Source organism: Mesorhizobium sp. CNPSo 4661, assembly GCF_057784215.1.
Map to the genome: position 1 here is coordinate 1 of NZ_JBWGIO010000075.1, position 1,049 is coordinate 1,049.

At 61.5% G+C, this 1,049-nt stretch carries 1 protein-coding gene; it reads left to right on the plus strand.

Annotated elements, in window-relative coordinates:
- Positions 1 to 90 precede the first annotated feature (90 nt).
- Positions 91 to 1,034, plus strand: a protein-coding gene (locus AC0YKC_RS33965) for an IS630 family transposase (protein WP_488514239.1) whose coding sequence is annotated in 2 segments (ribosomal slippage) — positions 91 to 427 and positions 427 to 1,034 — 945 coding nt in all. Because the reading frame shifts where the segments join, the coding sequence is not laid out codon by codon here.
- The last annotated feature ends 15 nt before the right edge of the window (positions 1,035 to 1,049 follow it).

Sequence of the window (1,049 nt, forward strand, 5' to 3'; positions counted from 1 at the left end):
TAGAGCGGGATGAGATTTGTAGGAGTCGTTGGATTCCCAAATCAGCAATGATCTGATTCAACATCGATGCTGGGCAGGAGGCCAGCATCGATGGCTGGATATTCGATGGATTTGCGCGAGCGGGTTGTCGCGGCGGTCAAGGTTGAAGGGCTTTCGCGGCGTGCGGCCGCCGCTCGGTTTGGCGTCAGCTACAGCGCGGCGATTGAATGGTTGAAGCGGGTGGACGAGACCGGCAGCGTGGCGCCGCTCAAGGTCGGCGGCTACAAGCCGAAGAAGATATCGGGCGCTTGGCGCGATTGGCTGGTCGAGCGCTGCCGGACGAAGGACTTCACCTTGCGCGGCCTTGTGGCCGAGCTTGGCGAGCGCGGCCTGAAGGTCGACTACCGCTCGGTCTGGGAGTTCGTGCACGCCGAGAAGCTCAGTCACAAAAAAAGACGTTGATTGCAGCCGAGCAGGATCGTCCGGACGTGGCGCGCCGACGGGCGCAGTGGGTTCAGTATCAGGACCGGATCGACCCCGCTCGCCTGGTGTTCATCGACGAGACGTGGACCAAGACCAATATGGCCCCGTTGCGGGGCTGGGCGCCGGTCGGACAGCGGATCAAGGCCAAGGTGCCGAATGGTCACTGGAAGACCATGACCTTTCTGGCGGCACTGCGTCATGACCGCGTCGAGGCGCCCTGGCTCATCGACGGGCCGATCAATGGCGAGAGGTTCCTCCTCTACGTCGAGAAGGCACTCGTGCCGACCCTGCAGCCGGGCGACATCGTCGTCATGGACAATCTCGGTAGTCACAAGGCAAAGGCCGTGCGCCGCGCCATCCGCAATGCCGGCGCACGCCTCTTCTTCCTGCCGAAATACTCGCCCGATCTCAATCCGATCGAACAGCTCTTCGCCAAGCTCAAGCACTGGCTCAGAAAGGCCGCAAGTCGCACGGTCGAAACCGTCTGCCAGGCGATCGGACAGATCCTCAACGGTGTCACACCGATCGAGTGCTCAAACTACTTCGCAAACTCTGGATATGACCGGTGGTAATCCCATCCCGCTCTA